This is a genomic window from Synechococcus sp. PCC 7336 (assembly GCF_000332275.1).
Classification (GTDB): domain Bacteria; phylum Cyanobacteriota; class Cyanobacteriia; order Thermostichales; family PCC-7336; genus PCC-7336.
In genome coordinates, this window is record NZ_CM001776.1 from 4,410,550 (window position 1) to 4,426,266 (window position 15,717).

The 15,717-nt window shown below is 53.8% G+C and carries 19 protein-coding genes; 5 read left to right on the plus strand and 14 right to left on the minus strand.

All coding sequences use genetic code 11. The features are described from left to right. Positions 1-10 precede the first annotated feature (10 nt). Positions 11-1,729, minus strand: coding sequence for an urease subunit alpha (ureC, locus tag SYN7336_RS20840; RefSeq protein ID WP_017327882.1), 1,719 nt, complete (start codon positions 1,727-1,729; stop codon positions 11-13). A 704-nt stretch (positions 1,730-2,433) separates the two neighbouring features. Between ureC and SYN7336_RS20845 the strand changes: the two genes are divergently transcribed. Continuing rightward, positions 2,434-2,739: a hypothetical protein gene (locus SYN7336_RS20845; protein ID WP_156820259.1), complete on the plus strand. Its 306-nt coding sequence runs from the start codon at positions 2,434-2,436 to the stop codon at positions 2,737-2,739. A gap of 336 nt (positions 2,740-3,075) precedes the next feature. After that, positions 3,076-3,540 (plus strand): hypothetical protein, encoded by a 465-nt coding sequence (locus tag SYN7336_RS20850; protein WP_017327884.1) that lies wholly within the window; start codon positions 3,076-3,078, stop codon positions 3,538-3,540. A 483-nt stretch (positions 3,541-4,023) separates the two neighbouring features. Here the strand turns inward: SYN7336_RS20850 and SYN7336_RS20855 are convergent, their stop codons facing one another. Both SYN7336_RS20855 and psbH read right to left on the minus strand, forming a co-directional pair. Continuing rightward, positions 4,024-4,350, minus strand: coding sequence for a TatA/E family twin arginine-targeting protein translocase (locus SYN7336_RS20855; RefSeq protein ID WP_017327885.1), 327 nt, complete (start codon positions 4,348-4,350; stop codon positions 4,024-4,026). A 150-nt stretch (positions 4,351-4,500) separates the two neighbouring features. After that, positions 4,501-4,704 carry a photosystem II reaction center phosphoprotein PsbH gene (psbH, locus tag SYN7336_RS20860; RefSeq protein WP_017327886.1) on the minus strand — a complete coding sequence of 68 codons (204 nt, stop codon included), beginning with the start codon at positions 4,702-4,704 and terminating at the stop codon, positions 4,501-4,503. A gap of 89 nt (positions 4,705-4,793) precedes the next feature. Between psbH and psbN the strand changes: the two genes are divergently transcribed. Then, a complete protein-coding gene (gene psbN, locus SYN7336_RS20865) occupies positions 4,794-4,925 on the plus strand; it encodes a photosystem II reaction center protein PsbN (RefSeq protein WP_017327887.1) in 132 nt (43 codons plus the stop codon). A gap of 497 nt (positions 4,926-5,422) precedes the next feature. Here the strand turns inward: psbN and SYN7336_RS20870 are convergent, their stop codons facing one another. After that, complete coding sequence (locus tag SYN7336_RS20870) at positions 5,423-5,674, minus strand: TIGR02450 family Trp-rich protein (protein ID WP_038027395.1); 252 nt, start codon at positions 5,672-5,674, stop codon at positions 5,423-5,425. Positions 5,675-5,843: 169 nt separating this feature from the next. Between SYN7336_RS20870 and SYN7336_RS20875 the strand changes: the two genes are divergently transcribed. Beyond that, positions 5,844-6,218 carry a hypothetical protein gene (locus SYN7336_RS20875; RefSeq protein WP_017327889.1) on the plus strand — a complete coding sequence of 125 codons (375 nt, stop codon included), beginning with the start codon at positions 5,844-5,846 and terminating at the stop codon, positions 6,216-6,218. 94 nt (positions 6,219-6,312) lie between these two features. Further along, positions 6,313-7,119, plus strand: a complete 807-nt coding sequence (gene sppA / locus SYN7336_RS20880) for a signal peptide peptidase SppA (RefSeq protein ID WP_017327890.1) — start codon at positions 6,313-6,315, stop codon at positions 7,117-7,119. A gap of 66 nt (positions 7,120-7,185) precedes the next feature. Here sppA and SYN7336_RS20885 read toward each other — a convergent pair whose 3' ends face one another. The 10 genes from SYN7336_RS20885 to SYN7336_RS20935 all read right to left on the minus strand — a co-directional run bounded on the left by SYN7336_RS20885 (position 7,186) and on the right by SYN7336_RS20935 (position 15,487). Beyond that, positions 7,186-7,776 carry a response regulator gene (locus SYN7336_RS20885; RefSeq protein ID WP_017327891.1) on the minus strand — a complete coding sequence of 197 codons (591 nt, stop codon included), beginning with the start codon at positions 7,774-7,776 and terminating at the stop codon, positions 7,186-7,188. A 294-nt stretch (positions 7,777-8,070) separates the two neighbouring features. Continuing rightward, complete coding sequence (typA, locus tag SYN7336_RS20890) at positions 8,071-9,888, minus strand: translational GTPase TypA (RefSeq protein WP_017327892.1); 1,818 nt, start codon at positions 9,886-9,888, stop codon at positions 8,071-8,073. A gap of 280 nt (positions 9,889-10,168) precedes the next feature. Then, positions 10,169-10,276 (minus strand): photosystem II reaction center protein Ycf12/Psb30, encoded by a 108-nt coding sequence (gene psb30, locus SYN7336_RS20895; RefSeq protein WP_017327893.1) that lies wholly within the window; start codon positions 10,274-10,276, stop codon positions 10,169-10,171. Positions 10,277-10,393: 117 nt separating this feature from the next. Next, positions 10,394-10,903, minus strand: coding sequence for a TIGR02652 family protein (locus SYN7336_RS20900; RefSeq protein WP_017327894.1), 510 nt, complete (start codon positions 10,901-10,903; stop codon positions 10,394-10,396). Between the two features lie 724 nt (positions 10,904-11,627). Further along, positions 11,628-11,744: a photosystem II reaction center protein I gene (locus SYN7336_RS27095; protein WP_071590914.1), complete on the minus strand. Its 117-nt coding sequence runs from the start codon at positions 11,742-11,744 to the stop codon at positions 11,628-11,630. Between the two features lie 143 nt (positions 11,745-11,887). Then, a complete protein-coding gene (def, locus tag SYN7336_RS20915) occupies positions 11,888-12,457 on the minus strand; it encodes a peptide deformylase (protein WP_017327897.1) in 570 nt (189 codons plus the stop codon). 165 nt (positions 12,458-12,622) lie between these two features. After that, a complete protein-coding gene (locus SYN7336_RS20920) occupies positions 12,623-12,937 on the minus strand; it encodes a DUF3593 domain-containing protein (protein ID WP_017327898.1) in 315 nt (104 codons plus the stop codon). A gap of 14 nt (positions 12,938-12,951) precedes the next feature. After that, a complete protein-coding gene (locus SYN7336_RS20925; protein WP_017327899.1) occupies positions 12,952-13,266 on the minus strand; it encodes a DUF2499 domain-containing protein in 315 nt (104 codons plus the stop codon). A gap of 43 nt (positions 13,267-13,309) precedes the next feature. Beyond that, positions 13,310-14,596 carry a C45 family peptidase gene (locus SYN7336_RS20930; RefSeq protein ID WP_017327900.1) on the minus strand — a complete coding sequence of 429 codons (1,287 nt, stop codon included), beginning with the start codon at positions 14,594-14,596 and terminating at the stop codon, positions 13,310-13,312. Between the two features lie 12 nt (positions 14,597-14,608). Then, positions 14,609-15,487 carry a lipopolysaccharide assembly protein LapB gene (locus SYN7336_RS20935; protein ID WP_017327901.1) on the minus strand — a complete coding sequence of 293 codons (879 nt, stop codon included), beginning with the start codon at positions 15,485-15,487 and terminating at the stop codon, positions 14,609-14,611. Positions 15,488-15,717: the final 230 nt, after the last annotated feature.

The following is a 15,717-nucleotide window of genomic DNA, read 5'->3' on the forward strand; positions in this document are numbered from 1 at the left end:
GCCTACGCCTTTAAAACAGGAAGTAGCGCTGGGCCATCGGCAGCACTGCGGCTGGCTCGCAGGTGAGCAGTTCCCCGTCAGCGCGGACTTCGTAGGTTTCGGGGTTGACTTCGATCTGGGGAGTGCCGGTATTGAGTTTGAGATTGGCTTTACCGATATCGCGGCAGTTTTTGACGCCAAACACCGGACGCTGCAGGCCGAGGCGATCGGGAACGCCGTTTTCGATCGCCGCCCGCGACATAAAAGTCAGGCTAGTTTGTTCGAGGGCTTTGCCAAATCCGCCAAACATCGGTCGCGGGTATACCGGTTGCGGAGTCGGGATAGAGGCATTGGGATCGCCCATTTGGGCATAGGCAATACAGCCCCCTTTCAAAACCATTTCCGGTTTGACACCAAAAAAGGCAGGCTTCCAGATACAGAGGTCGGCGAGCTTGCCCACTTCGATGGAGCCAACAACACTGTCGAGACCGTGGGCGATCGCCGGACAGATAGTGTACTTCGCGACGTAGCGCTTGGCTCGATGGTTGTCGTGGCGATCGCTATCCTGTGGCAATGGCCCCCGCTGGTCTTTCATCTTCGAAGCCGTCTGCCAGGTGCGCACAATCACCTCCCCGACGCGGCCCATTGCCTGCGAGTCAGAGGCAATAATGCTGAATACCCCCATGTCGTGCAGGATGTCTTCGGCGGCGATTGTCTGGGGACGAATGCGGGATTCGGCAAAGGCAATGTCTTCTGGCACATCCTTGCTGAGATGGTGGCACACCATCAACATGTCGAGGTGTTCTTCGATCGTGTTGACAGTAAAGGGGCGGGTGGGGTTGGTGGAACTGGGCAGGACGTTAGGCTCGCCAGCAATACGAATGATGTCGGGGGCATGCCCGCCCCCTGCCCCCTCGGTGTGAAAGGTGTGGATGGTGCGTCCGTTAATGGCGGCGATGGTGTCTTCGACAAATGCCGATTCGTTCAAGGTATCGGTGTGGATGAGGGCTTGAATATCGTAGCGATCGCACACAGCCAAACAGGTATCGATAACAGCGGGTGTGGAGCCCCAGTCTTCGTGCATTTTGAGACCGCAAGCCCCCGCTTCCACCTGTTCCGTCAGCGCGTCGGGCAAGGCACTGTTACCTTTGCCAAAAAAGCCGAGATTGAGGGGAAACGCTTCAGCCGCTTGAAACATCTTGCCCAGATGCCAAGCACCGGGGGTGCATGTCGTGGCATTAGTCCCCGTGGCCGGCCCCGTGCCGCCGCCGAGTAGTGTGGTCAAGCCCGAGGCAATGGCAAACTCGCACAGTTGCGGACAAATGAAGTGAACGTGGGTATCCAGACCGCCTGCCGTCACAATCGTATTTTCCCCCGCGATCGCCTCGGTCGAGGCTCCCACCACCATGCCCGGAGTAACCCCGGTCTGAATGTTGGGATTGCCCGCTTTGCCAATCCCGACGATATAGCCGTCTTTAATGCCGATATCGGCTTTGACAATCCCCCACCAATCGAGAATCAGGGCGTTGGTAATGACCAGATCGAGTGCGCCATTGGCACGAGTGGCCGTAGGGGACTGTCCCATGCCGTCGCGAATGGTTTTACCGCCGCCAAATTTGACCTCTTCGCCATAGGTGGTGAAATCCCGTTCTACCTCGATAATAAGAGAGGTATCGGCCAACCGCAGGCGATCGCCCACGGTCGGACCGTAGGTGCTGACGTACTGGCGGCGCGGAATTTCGAGAGTCATGACGGCAAGTCTCCACAGATCTGCTGCGTATATATCACATGTGCAGAGGAGAGCAAGAGCTACTGTCAGGTTTTGCTAGACACTTCAGCCAGCTAGTCTCGAAATCTTACGAAAATATGTCAATCACGAGAAACTGAGGGGAAGATTAAGTAGTATTGGCGATCGCTCAGGTTGATTCACAATGAGTTCGGCCGATTTGGAGGCGATCGCTTTCAGCCTGTAGGCAATTGCTGCAGCGTCAGCGTATTCCCCTGGGTACAGCGTTCTAGGCTCTAGTATTTTTGTGCCTAGAGCGACTGAGTCGGCAGTTTTCCAGTCGCCAACATCACTGTGTGCGACCTGTTCGCCGATTGTTCTCGATCGGGAGTTCGTATCTGCCCAATCTTTGCATAAGCTTTGTATCGCTAGAGATAAACAAGAGCGGTAACCAGGGAACTCAGCTGGAACAAACTGACGGTAGATTGCCATTTGGCAGGAGCCCTAGCCAGAGCTTCCCAAAGCCCCCACTAGGCCGTATAATAAGATACGGTATCGACCCCGAAGTTCTGTCTCAATTCGACTAGGAGATTGAACGCCCTGGAACCCATATCGACCGCATTTTCCGACCCCTGCGCCTTTTCTGACATTCATCCATCATGCTTATCCTCAGTGCAAACAGAGTCCAAGCCTTCCCCGCTCACTTGCCCTGGGGAACCGAAGCAGTCGTGCAAGTCGAAGGCCGGATCTATCTGGCTTGGGCTACATTCGAAACTCGTGACGAAGCGATATCTGCTGGTTCCCAACTCAAGAGCGAAGGGGAAAGTTGCCTTCTAGTTCGAGCCCGCGATCGCTTCACGGTATGGCAAGCTGCTTCCAAAAAGATTCAGGCCGAGATCCTCGGCTCTTCAGAAAACGTGGCGGTATTTCGGGGCAGACCGTTCGATCCTTCCCAAACCCCAGACACAGCAGCCGATTCAGCAACGATCGAAAAGATTCGGTTTCGCGGTCGGAAGATTGCCCCAGACGTATAGCCGACCCTCTGTCGCAGGTCACAGTTTGGCGATCGCGGGTGCAATACCTCCTCCCGGATCTGCGCATTACGAGTCAACAGCCAAGTTGTCGTAGATGGTGTGCTCGAAGTCGCGCCATCAAAAAATGCATAACCCGATCGCCTTCCAGAGATATAAACTATTGAACTATTTAATCCGCATTTAGGTTTGATAAAGTACGCTTCACAGTTTGAAGTTGCCCTGCTGATGAGATGCTTCAGTCAAGTCACAGCAGGAGATTGCCTTATCAGTTACCGATTGCGAAATGACCGTAGGGATAACGCATTCAAGCGAACTCTTTCTTTCTGGATAGGTGCCATGTTTATTCTCAGTGCAGATCGACTCAATATTTTGTCTGTAGACATGACTGAGCGCAGCGCAAAAGTGCTGCAAATTCAAGGGCATTGGTTTATGGATCGGGAAGCCTTCAGCAGTCTCAACGACGCTATTCTGGCCTGCCGTCGCCTGCTCGATCGAGACGCAGTTTGCATTCTGGTGGACGAAGGCAATTGCGTCAGCCTGTGGCAAAAACTCTCCAACAGCATGTACTCGAAGCTAGTCACCGCTATTTCGGCGATCGCCACCGAAGCACCCCAGCCCGACCCAAACGCTGCACCCATCAGCCGACAAACTCACTTTCGCGGCAGAGCCGTCGATTCCGGCACGAGCAAATCACTCCAGTCCAAAACCTTCGAGTTTCGGGGTCACAAAGTCTTATCCGATCGCGCTGAAGAGGGCGATCGCAGCCAGCAAAAGATCGCTTTTCGGGGTCGACAGGCTTAGCGACAAACAGCAAAGGCGATCGTGCAAAACTGCCTGCATACCCCCCTCGCGCTCATATCTATACCTATGTGTTAGGGCAGTAATTCCTGGCCCTCTCCGATCGCAAAAGTCCGCGTGTTCTTCCTTCCTCTCATCGGTCTCCAGTCACGCACTGGAGACCATTTTTATTCATTAGGGACAATCTCGATCGATGTGTCTGCCTCTACTTTGGGTTGTTGCCCAGAACGCTCGAGTTGGAACTGAGGCCAAAGTCGCCAGCCTCCCCAACCTATGCCTAACATGAGGAGTAGAAGCAACAGCAAGGGCCATAGGTTCAATCGTTTCGGTTTGCCGGATTGCGATCGCCGTACCATGTTCCCCATCACATACTGCAAAGGACTGTCGTAGAAATCGTCTTAACTCAGCCTTGAGTGCCATCGAGCGGCATCGCGCTGGCGATAGTTCCGAGAAAGTCTGCCCAAAGACACTTTCCAAAGTAAGAATCTACACTCTAGCTGTTTCGTCCTGAGAATCGCTGACTGCCCCATTCGTAGAGGCTGCCGAGTCTCCTGTCACAGAGATGGCTGTATCTTCTGTATCTGCTGCAGGTGGTGAAATATTGGCAACTGGTTTCGCCTGTTTCTCCAGACTGGAGACCTGTTCTGCTTCGCGCTTGATTTCAGCTTCGAACTCTTTAGAGGCATCTTGCAAGCTCTTGATGGTCTTGGCCACCGTGCGGCCAATTTCAGGCAACTTCTTGGGACCAAACACCAAGAGTGCCACGGCTAGAATCACGATCGCCTCGGGAAGACCGACACCAAAGATATTCATAAACTGGCTACCGTACTGAACTGTCGATACATCAATTATCCCTGCCTGTGGGAGGCGATCGCTTCCCACATATTCGGTAAAACCATTACCAACAACAACGTCCCAGCTAGATAGCCGGGACGGACTCAATCGTAGAAATCAGAATTGGGACTAGCCGCCGAAATTCTGCCAGGTGACTTTTACGCTGTCCAAAATTAGAGACTTATTGTAGATTTCCAGGATGATGAGCAGGAAGACTGCAAATAGGCCCATGAATATCCCCATCACGGGGGTGGTGCCCCAACCGGGAGCGACTTTACCATATTCGGAATTGAGGGGGCGGAGTAGGTTGCCTAGCTTAGTGCGGATTGCCATAGTTCTTTTATCGTCCCGTCGATAGACACGCGAATTGTAAACTTACGTAATACTATAAAGGAAGTCATTCGAAATCGGAACGATTTCTCTTGGAACCAGCAATATCTCTTATCATTGGCATTGCCGTCATCCTCGTTGCCATCACCGCCTTTGGCATCTACGTTGCTTTCGGGCCTCCCTCGAAAGAGCTGGAAGACCCCTACGAAATGCATGAGGATTGATCGAGCAAATCCTTTACTGTCATTAACTTCGGGGCATTCTGCTCGCGCAGATAATGCGATCGGCAATCCAGATGGTGTCGAGCCACGATCGAGTGCCTCAATGCCAACTGGCCTGCTTGAGGCCGAACCCTCTTCTCAGATGCGTTACTTAACGTAATGCAATCATTGAGTTGGAGTTTACAAACCACTGACCGGAGGGAAGAACTCGTCTCCCTCTCGGGCTGGTTTGAGGCAGGTAAAGTTTGCCCGGTCGATACCGTCGTTCGAGGATAGTAGGAGACTCGTTTACCCTTGGGAATCCTCTCGCTCGGGAAAGCGCGAATTCGACGATGCCGAACCGCCCTCACCCCCAGCCCCTCTCCCAACATTGGGAGAGGGGAGCAACAGCCGAAAACCTTTAGGTTTCGTCAAGTTCCCCTTCCCCCAAAATTACGGCTGACGCCACGCTTCGCGAGGGGGGAAGGGGTTAGGGGATGAGGGCTAGTCCAGTATCGAACTCACGTGGGAAACATCTCTTCGAGGGCTTGCCAACCGGCTATCCAGAGCTGGCGATTGTTCAACTGGCGCACATTCAGCCACAGGCTCGCGCTGTCGTCGCACACCGATTGCAAGTGGGCGAAGGTTGTCCCCTGCCGTTCTTGGCGATCGCGCACTTGGAAATGCCTCCATCCCATCACCGGCTCTACCGCAGTCCATTTCGAACCCAGCAGGTGGGGAAACTTTTGCTTGCGAGATTTACCTTTAGCCATCGACTCCTCCATCGACGAAATGAAGCTCGATCGCGCAATATAGCTAGATTGAGCGGCTCTTCCTATCGAGCGTTTACGCACCAAACAGAGTTAGTTAAGTTTTCTTAAGCTACGCGATACACTGAGTGAAACACAAAACATTGTCGAGCATCGCATGGGAATAACTGGAATGAGACAAGACAAACCTTGGCTGTGGCAGCGGTTGGCCCTCCTATGCTTGCTTCTAACAGCAACGCTCGCACTGCAGCAGCCCAGTTGGGCAGCCCAGCCTCCCAGCTCCGAATTATCTGGGGATGTCTATGGCGAAACCTGGCGAGCGGCGTCAGCAGAGGAAAAGCTAGCCTATTGTCGTAAAGCCTATATTGCGCTTCGCTCTGCCCCCTCCCAAAGCTATATCATCAGCTCTAACGTTCAAGCCATCTCTCCGGAAGGGTTCTGCAAGCGTCTGGATCGGTTCTATAGTTTCGAGATCGATCTCGAAACCCCCTTGTCGGAAGCAGCGGCGATCGCCCCCCTGCTCTTTGCCGATGTCCCGATGGAATAAGCTAGCAATCTATGCCCGATCGTTCCATGCTCGATCGTTCGGCGAGTAAGAATTACTGCCAGTCCCCCTTTAACGACCTCAACCTCAGTGCGCTATGTGGAAATTGTGGAGTTTTAATAAGCGTCGCCAGATTGCGCGCATCGAAATTGAAGGGGCGATCGACGGTCGCACCCGCAGCCGCGTGCTCAAAGCAATCCAACGGGTCGAAGAGGAGCAATTTTCCGCACTGCTACTGCGCATCGACAGCCCTGGCGGCACCGTCGTCGATTCTCACGAAATCTATCAAGCACTCAAGCATTTGCAGGAAAAAGACATCCCCATCCTGGCTAGCTTTGGCAATATCTCTGCCTCTGGTGGCGTTTATATTGCCATGGGCGCCTCCCACATTATGTCTAACCCCGGCACCATTACGGGAAGTGTGGGGGTGATTTTGCGGGGCAATAACTTAGAGCGACTGCTCGATAAAGTTGGCATTTCCTTCAAGGTAATTAAATCCGGCCCCTACAAAGACATCCTCTCTTTCGATCGCGAACTGACCCCCTCCGAACAGCAAATTCTACAATCTCTGATCGACACCACTTACAACCAGTTTGTGGCAACCATTGCAGAGGCCCGCAAGCTATCCCTCGCCACCGTGCATGCGTTTGCCGACGGACGCATTTTTACGGGCGAACAGGCGTTAGAACTGGGCATGGTCGATCGCCTCGGCACAGAAGCAGATGCCCGCCAATGGGCAGCAGAACTCGTCGACCTCGATCCAGATGAGGCCAAGTTTGTCGAGCTGGGCAAGCCCAAAAAGTTCGGTCTTCTCGGTCGCCTGATTCCGGGCCAACAACTGTGGCAGCGCCTGCGCTTCGAGCTGACAACGTCAGGTATACCGCTATGGCTCTATTGGCCCTAAAAAGGTCTAGAGCAGTAGAAGGTAGCAACCGCGAAGCGGATAAGCAGTCTTTTAAGGAAAGGGAGCTCAGCCAATGGGACGGCCCCGATACATGAGGCGAGGTTTGGGGGGAGTTTTTGCAACAGCGGCAGAGATAGGCTTGGTCTCTGAAGTGGGGGGAACTGTTTCTGGAGCTTTTTCTTCAAATGATTGAGGTCGATCGGAGGTAGCCTTTGCAGATTTTCGTTTTGGCAATACGGCCTCTAACGCGGTGCGATCTAAAGAAATGCTGCTGGTAGAAAGTTCGAGAACCCGCTGCAGAGCACTGCACAGCTCGCTCAAACTGGTGGGATCGGCGATTAAGTCCGAGGCTCCTTGCTGTATAGCCCATCGACGCTCCACCTCCGCAATCGGGCGTTCTGCGTGATTGGTCAAGACAATGGGGAGAGTTGGAAATCGATCGCGACACTTGCGGCTGACTTCATAGGGATTGAACTGTCCGCTGCTGATATCCAGCAGAACAGCATCGGGAGAAACTCGGCCCAAGAGATCGAGCATGTCGCCCTCGGTCGTTTCGACAATTGTAGATACCCCTTGCGATGCCAGAGCAGTTTTCCACAACCATTTTTGTTGTTTGGAACTATGAATGACGAGAATCGTTGTTGCATATTTCGGCATAGCTCAACCCTGAGAGCAGTTTGCGCCAGACAGTAGAAATTTCAACTTACCCAAAGAAAATCTTGAGTATAACCAATTATTGCAACATCTAGGTATTTTTTCTGCATCTCACGTCACATTATTGCCCGAGAAAACACTCAAAGCCGTATGAAACCGCATTTGAAGAGATTAAGTTTTTCTCATAGAACAATCAATCGTTGGCGAAAACATCAGTATCCGATGGAATGCTCGCACTGCACGGGAGGCTATTGAGGGGCTAACTCGGCTGTAGAGCAAACGATCCTCAGTCGCGCCTTAGCGGCGAGCAGCTTTCAGCTGAGCTTTCCGCAAGCGCACGCATACAGGGGTGACTTCCACCAGTTCGTCCTTGGCAATATACTCTAATGCCCGCTCCAAACTCATCTCTTCAGGTGCTTGCAAATGGACTAATTCATCGCCAGTAGCAGCACGATGATTGGTGAGCTGCTTTGTTTTACAGACATTCAGTTCGATGTCTTGAGGGCGATTGTGTTCGCCCACAATCATGCCGGCATACACTTTAGTCCCCGGAGTAATGAAGAATACACCGCGATCTTCAGCGTTGCGCAGGGCATAGGTGGTTGAGTCGCCTTGGCTGAAGGAAATCATGACGCCATTGCGTCGCTTTTCAAGTGCTCCCACCATCGGGCGATAGTCTAAAAAGCTGTGGCTCATGATGCCCTCCCCTTTGGTCACCCGAATAAATTCACTGCGAAAACCAATCAGGCTGCGGGCGGGAATGACGAATTCGAGGTTGGTGCGACCATTGCCGGTTACTTGCATGTCCTGCATTTCGGCTTTGCGGGTGCCCAGCCGCTCGATACAGGAGCCACTGGCCTCATCTGGCACATCCATCACTAAATATTCGAAGGGTTCGCAGGGCTGTCCGCTGACTTCGCGGAAGATGACGCGGGGTTGAGCCACTTGGAATTCATAGCCTTCTCTGCGCATGTTTTCAATCAAAATACCCAGGTGTAATTCACCGCGACCGGAGACTAAGAAGCGATCGGGGGAATCGGTCGGCTCGACCCGCAAGGCCACATTGGTTTCTAATTCGCGCATGAGGCGATCGCGCAGTTGCCGCGAGGTGACAAAATCCCCCTCTTTGCCGGCAAAGGGGGAATCGTTGACACTAAACAGCATTTGCAGGGTGGGTTCGTCCACCGAAATCAGGGGCAATGCTTGGGGATTGTCGGGGCTGGTGAGGGTAAAGCCAATATTGGCATCGGCAAATCCGGCCACAGCCACAATATTGCCTGCTGAAGCGTCTGCCAATTCAACCCGCGATAGCCCTTCAAACCCGAACAGTTTGCTGACTCGGCCTTTCTGAATGGTGCCGTCGTCTTTTACCATCGCAATGGTTTCTCCAGCGCGAATGGTGCCGTTGTGGACCTTGCCCACCACGATGCGACCCAAGAAGTCGGAATATTCCAGAGTGGTGACTTGCAACTGCAGGGGCTTGTCGGGATCGCCAGCGGGGGGCGGAACGTGGGCGATGACGGCATCGAGCAGAGGCTGCATGTCTAACTTGCCGTCGTATTCGTCTGCCAATACCGCATCGAGATCGTCTTCTTCTACCACATACCCCTGCATACCTGACGCAAACAGGTAGGGAAATTCGCACTGATCGTCGTCTGCTCCCAATTCGATGAATAGGTCGAGGACTTTATCGACGGCGGTCATGGGCTCGGCCCGAGGGCGATCGATTTTATTGACAATGACAATCGGTCGCAGCCCTTTTTCTAATGCCTTGCGCAGCACAAACCGCGTTTGGGGCATCGGGCCTTCATTGGCGTCCACCAGCAACAGACAGCCTTCCACCATGCCCAACACCCGCTCCACTTCGCCACCAAAGTCAGCGTGACCGGGGGTATCCACAATATTGATCGAGGTATTGCTGTAACGCACAGCGGTATTTTTCGAAAGGATGGTGATGCCCCGCTCTCGCTCGAGATCGTTGGAATCCATGACGCAGGTGGGCACCACTTCGCCATCGCGAAATAAGCCAGACTGCTTCAGTAGGGCGTCCACAAGGGTGGTTTTGCCGTGATCGACGTGGGCAATAATCGCAACGTTGCGGATGGGGGTAGTCATGGGTGGGGGGATCGGGAGTAACGGCTCGATTGCGCCTCGGGCAGGCGGAAAGTAAAAAAACGATAGAAAACCTTAACGATTGTAACGTGCCCGACGAGTGTTGTCGTACAGACAGGCAAAATAGCAAAGCCCGACTCGGGGTCGGGCTAGCAAGCCAAACAAAATTGTCGATCCGTCGTTTGTCGATTTACCTCGGTCTTGACATTACCTCGGTCGTGACATTACCTCGGTCGTGAAACAGGACTGACCCCGTCCATTGGCTGGGATGGACCGCGATGCATTACATGTCAGCGCCACGGAAGTACAGAACGAAAATAACCGCAGGACCCGCTAAGAGCACTAAAGCCAACAAGAATAGTTGAATAAAGACTTCAAAGTTCCCAAACATCGTAAAAGCCCCTTCTGAATTTGATGCGATCGATTGTAACGCAGTTGGCTTCGATCTCGCGAGGCCGCGCAGCTCTCCTCCCGGCTTGCGACCCAACGCTCCCCCCACGTCGCCATGCTACTCAAATAGTCTAAATGGAGAATAGCGGGGAGGAGGACCAACTTCTTGGGTGAGTTCGAAGTTAATTGCCGACCAGCGATCGCTACTCTCTTCGCTATCGGCCTCGGAACTGAAGCTAACCGGTAGGCCGTAAAGCTGCCACTGACCGTTTCGATAGCGGCGGGAGGGACTGTTTTCCAAATAGGATTTCAGCAGGCTGCTGTAGCGCTTGGCGATGGTGACCGCCGTCGCTCGCATCCCTTGGGCATGTAGGCGATCGAGTTCTTCGTGGATTTCAAATCGGATGCCATCCACGTGGGTGTGTTGGCGAAACCAGCGATCGTTCCACAGTCGCCAACGCCGTCCTGATTGTAAGTGGACGAGTTCTTGAGTTTCTGGCCTAGCTTCGAATGCTCCGTGGCGCTGGCAAAGATACGAATCGGTTAGTGTCAGGGCAGGGATGGTCTGATGACAGTGGGGGCACCGAATCTCGGGCCCAAACAGGGGATGGGCAAAACTGACTTCCATAGTCAACTGCGGTCGAGTAACGGGCTGTAGGGGTGAACGGGCAAAAGCACGAGCTTTTTTTAAATGTTCGAGCCAAAGGGGGGGTCGAACGAGGTCGCAAGGGTCTAAACAAACTTCCGTACCGACGGCGGGCGATCGCACTTAGCAGCATCAGTATACCGAGCTCGTCTGAGCTCTGCTCGCTTGAGGCTGGATCTGGAGTTTTTTGTTACGTTCCTCCATTGCCGCAGTGGATGTGCCTTGCGGCGGCCGGACTCCAGACTCCGATCGCCGCAAGGCGATCGATGACAGAGGCAATGACAGTATTTTGCACTTTAGCAGTGAAATCTCTGCAGCCCAGCTCAGAAAATAGTGCTACTGTAATTTCAGGCAAGGTTAGAGGGTTCTATAACCCTGCTACCAATACTCAATTACCGTTAAGGATTAAGGAGGTGATGCCCATGAGTAGTAGTCATAAACGCATCTTGGGTCGTCTATCTGCAGTAAGTCGGCTGTGTGCCGGGGCTGTTCTCGCCATTTAACTTGCAGGCTGTGAGTTGATGCTGGGTTCCTCCCGGCAGTCAGACGCAGGAGATTATCCGACTAGACCGCCCCCTCACTGTAATGCCACCGAGCATGCAGTGAGGGGGCGGATAGTTTTTTAAAATAGACAAAACAGCCAGCCTCGATTTCGAGCTGGCTGCGGTAACGAACTCAAGTGGGGAACAGTTGGCCCGTTCGAGAATTATTCGAGATCGCGGCGCTTGGGGTTGCGGGCAGGGTCGCTGTTGAGAAAACCAAACACAAACAGGCCCACAAAGAAGATGACAACAGCGTAGACAGTGATTTTCAGTAACAGCATGACGTTAAATCGGTAAACGGTATTGATGGCTGCCATTCGGGCTGTAGAAAACTAGCCCAAACGTTAAGCAACGTGAATTTCTCTAATAGTAACGTGAAATCTTCCCGATCGAAGAGGGCCGAGAGATTCTTCTTGGCGATTGTTTAGGCTGCGGTTAGGGGCACGACATCGCGGGCGTTGAAGCCGTGGGATTGCAGTTCTTGGGTGCGCTGAATGTCATTCTCGACCCGATCGACAAATACAATCCCATTGAGGTGATCGATTTCGTGCTGAATGACGCGAGCGAGCAGTCCGTCTGTTTTGAGGCGGTGGGGGCGACCGCGTTCGTCTTTATAGGTCACGGTGATGCGGGTAGGGCGCTTCACGTTGAGAAAGACTTCGGGGATGCTGAGGCAGCCTTCTTCGCCCAATACAGCATCGTCGGAGTGCTCGAGAATTTGGGGATTGATCAGCACTAAGGGCTCGGCTTTGGGATCGTCGGGCTTGCAATCCACGACGATGAGACGCTTGTGAATCCCCACTTGGGGAGCTGCCAAGCCGATGCCGTCAGAGCTATACATGGTCTGCAGCATTTGTCGGGCCAAGTCGCGAATGCTGTTGTCAATTTTGGAGACCCGCTTGGCGGGCTGACGCAGGACGCGATCGCCTAGCGTATGAATATTGAGGGGCGGACGCTTGAGCTTGGTTTTGGGGACGGCTACGGAGGTGGGCATCGTTGTGCGGAATGATGTAAATTCTAGGATGGTCTGAAATATTTCTTGTTATTTCATCCTAACGAACTTTTGAGATTTAGTCGAAATCACTCCGATGTACTGCGGTTCGTGTGCTAGAGACTGCAACGCGATCGCTTCCCATCGCTACGGCATCGAACCCAAGCCTCAATCCAATTGTTCGTCTGGCGTCGAAGAAGGGGATGGGTCAGTCCGCTGTTCTACCGCTTGCTTGAAGCCCAGTACCACCACCACATTCGAGAGGGTCAGAAACGTTTCTGCGCCACCGTGCAGCCAATCGACATTGGCTAGCGATGTACCGAATTGGGTTTTGGCCACAATTCCGGCGGGAATGGTGATGGCGACAAACACGAGCAAAAGATAGAAGCCTATCAGAGCGAGGCGGGGGGTGGAAGGGGTGCGGGTGAGGAAATAGAGAAACAGCAGGTAGGGAAATAGGGAGAGCGCAAATAAACTTTCCATGTTTGAGTGAGTTGTTAAAGCGATCGCGAATTGGACTGGCGAGACTGATACCAGATCGACCCTGCGGCGAGGGCGAGGGTGCAGTTTCCCATCAAGGTCAAGCTGGCCTGAAGGGTAACAATCCAATCCAGCTCGGGACTGTTATCAAAAAAATGCCAGGTTAAGGCTGACATTGCGCCCGCCAAGGCGGGCAGCATAGCCCAGGCCAACCCCCGCCATGCCCGCTGCCCAGTCACCGTGGCAAACCGCCAGACCAAGAAGATGGCAGCAATCCATTCCACAACGCTAGCAATATGAATGAACCAAGTGGGTAGCGACAGAGCGTTCACGCGAGCGGGTTGAAAGCAACCGTATCAGTCTAGCCCTCGGCGGTTAGTTGCAGGCTGGGGGAGAGGCGATCGCCGCAGATTCTGGCACTGAGGAGACCGACGTTGCCTCAAAAGGCCGATATTGCACAAAATCCCTCGCCTGAATCGGGGTTTTGCCCAAGCCAATCGCGATGTGTAATTGTCGCTGGTGCGGGTCCAGAATAGCGCTATGGAGCGTCCCCCAGTTATTGACGGCAGCTGAAGTCCACCACGGATCGCAATCGCCCAACGGGTAGTCGGGGGCAATTTGTGCATCGGTCATCGCTTGCATCAAGCCATCGACTTCAATGCGGTCGGCCATTGCTACGCTCCAATGACGGAGGCGATCGTAGCGAGATTGAGAGCCTGAAGCCGTAACGCGGCGATAGAGATTGGTGTGGGTTTGGGCCAGTTGCGGATCGAGATAGTGATTGGAAATTCCCAAGGGTTTGTCCTCCAGGGAAGAGAGGGCGCGGCGACGACTGGTAAATTCTAGCCGCACTCCGTCTGAGGCATCCGCCAGCATGAGGTTATTGCCTTGGGCGGGAGAATGGCGATCGAAGGCAGACAGCGCCTCGGAGACAGTGGAGCAGCGATCGAGCAAGAGTCGATAGAGCACCGACACCCCTAAGCCATCCCAATTTTGTTCGTGGGTCTGGGAGGTCATCGATCCCAAACTCAACCCAGCTTGGTTCATGCCGGTCAACACCCCCACCTGTCCTGCCACGGCAACGCTGACAGTGCTGGCACCGGAGTCGGGCTGGCGGACCAAAATCGCCTGAAAGTGGCGCACTAGATCCCCCACGGGACCGTTGTAGTCGAGATTTCGCCCCATCAAAACGCGATCGCCCCGGCCTCTGGCCACTAGAGTGGAGCAGGCAAACGCCCAACCCAACTCCAATAAATTCAACACATCGTCAAAAAAATTAATCAGCAAAATATCTTTGAGGGGCAATTGAGCGCCATCTGCCACCCCTTGCAATTCCTGGCGGTAAGGTTCGGGCACCGCTTGCCACAAGTGATAGAGTCGTCCGGGTACGAGGTGGCGATAGAACAGCTTGGCGGGACCTCGGGCAAATTGGCTAAAAAACTGCTGGGTGAGGGTGCGGATAGGCTCTTTTAACTGATGGCCGTGCTGCCAACCCATTTCGTAGTGGGAGCCGCGCAGGTAGAGGACGGGAAGACTCCAGTCGGGTGCTTGTAGAGTCTCTTGCCGAGTTTGTTCGGCATCGGGCACTGGTTGAGGGGTCAGCGCGGGGGGAACGGCAGAGGGGGACTGAACTACATTCCACAACAGCGGCCAAAGGGCCATAGAGCGTTTCTCCTACGGAGTTGTTTTAGAATTATCGCCCAAGGATCTCGCTGCTGTTGTATCTCCACCTGCACTCTCTAAACCTGTGGCGGTAGTGAGGGCTTTGGCCCGATACTGTTGCGCGAGTTGGTGAATGCGTTTGCGGGTGGAGGAAGGGGCCTTAGATTCCGCCAAATCGAAGAGTTGGCGGGCAGCCGCCAGATCGATCGCGTCTTTGGGGCCGCTGCTGAGGGCGATCGCCTTTTCGAGGGCGGGTCGGAAATCGGCAGGGTTATCGGCCAGCAGGCGATCGTACAAGGCCAGAGCGGCAGGGCGGCGATCGCCATTCAGATAAGTCTTGGCCAATAGGAGAGAGAGATTGAGCTCCGTCGTCTCGGAGCGATCGCCTGACTTCTGAAGTTGCTGCTCTAAAAAGGCGATGGCCGCGTCTGTGTCGCCCGAGGCCACTTGCGCGCCGATTAAGTTTTCTAAAATATCGGAGCGTTCGGGATGGCGATCGTAGAGGGCTTGAAAGGTTTTGACAGCCGCTGCGCGATCGCCTGTTTGGAACTGCAATTGTCCTAACTGCAGGGCCAGTCCCGTACGGTCGGGTTGCAGTGCCATCCACTGTTGCAAAGGGGCGATCGCCTCGTCGATTCGGCCCAATTGCAGTAAGTCATCCGTCAGCCCCTGCAACGCAGTCAGATTCTCGGGCTCTCTATCTAGCACAATCCGATAGCCAGCCAGCTCGCGTTCTAGCTTCGCAACGGGCAATCCGGTTGCTGGCAAGTCGTTACGGTTTAATCTCGTTAAGAGGCCGAGGGCTGGGGCCAAGGAAAACCCGACAAATGCCAAAACGGCAATTCCAATCGCAGCTTGGAAGATCCAGTTCCGTTTTGAAGGCTTGCCCATCTTGCGCTCCCGAGGCACGATCTGTTGCTCAATCTCAACTCATTGCTGCAAGTTTCATCGATCGCTGCAGCAGCCCTTAGCGGCATTCCAGTACAAAAGCATTCCATCGAAGCATAACTTCGCGTTTGAAGGGAGGGTCAAGATCAGCTACAACCATAATACCGATGGCAGCCAGACACGTTTAACGTAACGCCTGCCGCGATCGCCACTCGCCAGACGGTGTTTGCCAA

What these genes read in the sequence shown, in the direction of transcription:
- SYN7336_RS27095 (WP_071590914.1), bottom strand. Translation starts at nt 11,744, where the DNA reads ATGCTGTTACTGAAAATCACTGTCTACGCTGTTGTCATCTTCTTTGTG.
- SYN7336_RS20900 (WP_017327894.1), bottom strand. Translation starts at nt 10,903, where the DNA reads ATGGAAGTCAGTTTTGCCCATCCCCTGTTTGGGCCCGAGATTCGGTGC.
- SYN7336_RS20935 (WP_017327901.1), bottom strand. Translation starts at nt 15,487, where the DNA reads ATGGGCAAGCCTTCAAAACGGAACTGGATCTTCCAAGCTGCGATTGGA.
- psbH (WP_017327886.1), bottom strand. Translation starts at nt 4,704, where the DNA reads ATGGCAATCCGCACTAAGCTAGGCAACCTACTCCGCCCCCTCAATTCC.
- sppA (WP_017327890.1), top strand. Translation starts at nt 6,313, where the DNA reads ATGTGGAAATTGTGGAGTTTTAATAAGCGTCGCCAGATTGCGCGCATC.
- SYN7336_RS20885 (WP_017327891.1), bottom strand. Translation starts at nt 7,776, where the DNA reads ATGCCGAAATATGCAACAACGATTCTCGTCATTCATAGTTCCAAACAA.
- SYN7336_RS20930 (WP_017327900.1), bottom strand. Translation starts at nt 14,596, where the DNA reads ATGGCCCTTTGGCCGCTGTTGTGGAATGTAGTTCAGTCCCCCTCTGCC.
- SYN7336_RS20920 (WP_017327898.1), bottom strand. Translation starts at nt 12,937, where the DNA reads ATGGAAAGTTTATTTGCGCTCTCCCTATTTCCCTACCTGCTGTTTCTC.
- SYN7336_RS20870 (WP_038027395.1), bottom strand. Translation starts at nt 5,674, where the DNA reads ATGGCTAAAGGTAAATCTCGCAAGCAAAAGTTTCCCCACCTGCTGGGT.
- SYN7336_RS20875 (WP_017327889.1), top strand. Translation starts at nt 5,844, where the DNA reads ATGAGACAAGACAAACCTTGGCTGTGGCAGCGGTTGGCCCTCCTATGC.
- typA (WP_017327892.1), bottom strand. Translation starts at nt 9,888, where the DNA reads ATGACTACCCCCATCCGCAACGTTGCGATTATTGCCCACGTCGATCAC.
- def (WP_017327897.1), bottom strand. Translation starts at nt 12,457, where the DNA reads ATGCCCACCTCCGTAGCCGTCCCCAAAACCAAGCTCAAGCGTCCGCCC.
- ureC (WP_017327882.1), bottom strand. Translation starts at nt 1,729, where the DNA reads ATGACTCTCGAAATTCCGCGCCGCCAGTACGTCAGCACCTACGGTCCG.
- psb30 (WP_017327893.1), bottom strand. Translation starts at nt 10,276, where the DNA reads ATGTTTGGGAACTTTGAAGTCTTTATTCAACTATTCTTGTTGGCTTTA.
- SYN7336_RS20855 (WP_017327885.1), bottom strand. Translation starts at nt 4,350, where the DNA reads ATGAATATCTTTGGTGTCGGTCTTCCCGAGGCGATCGTGATTCTAGCC.
- SYN7336_RS20850 (WP_017327884.1), top strand. Translation starts at nt 3,076, where the DNA reads ATGTTTATTCTCAGTGCAGATCGACTCAATATTTTGTCTGTAGACATG.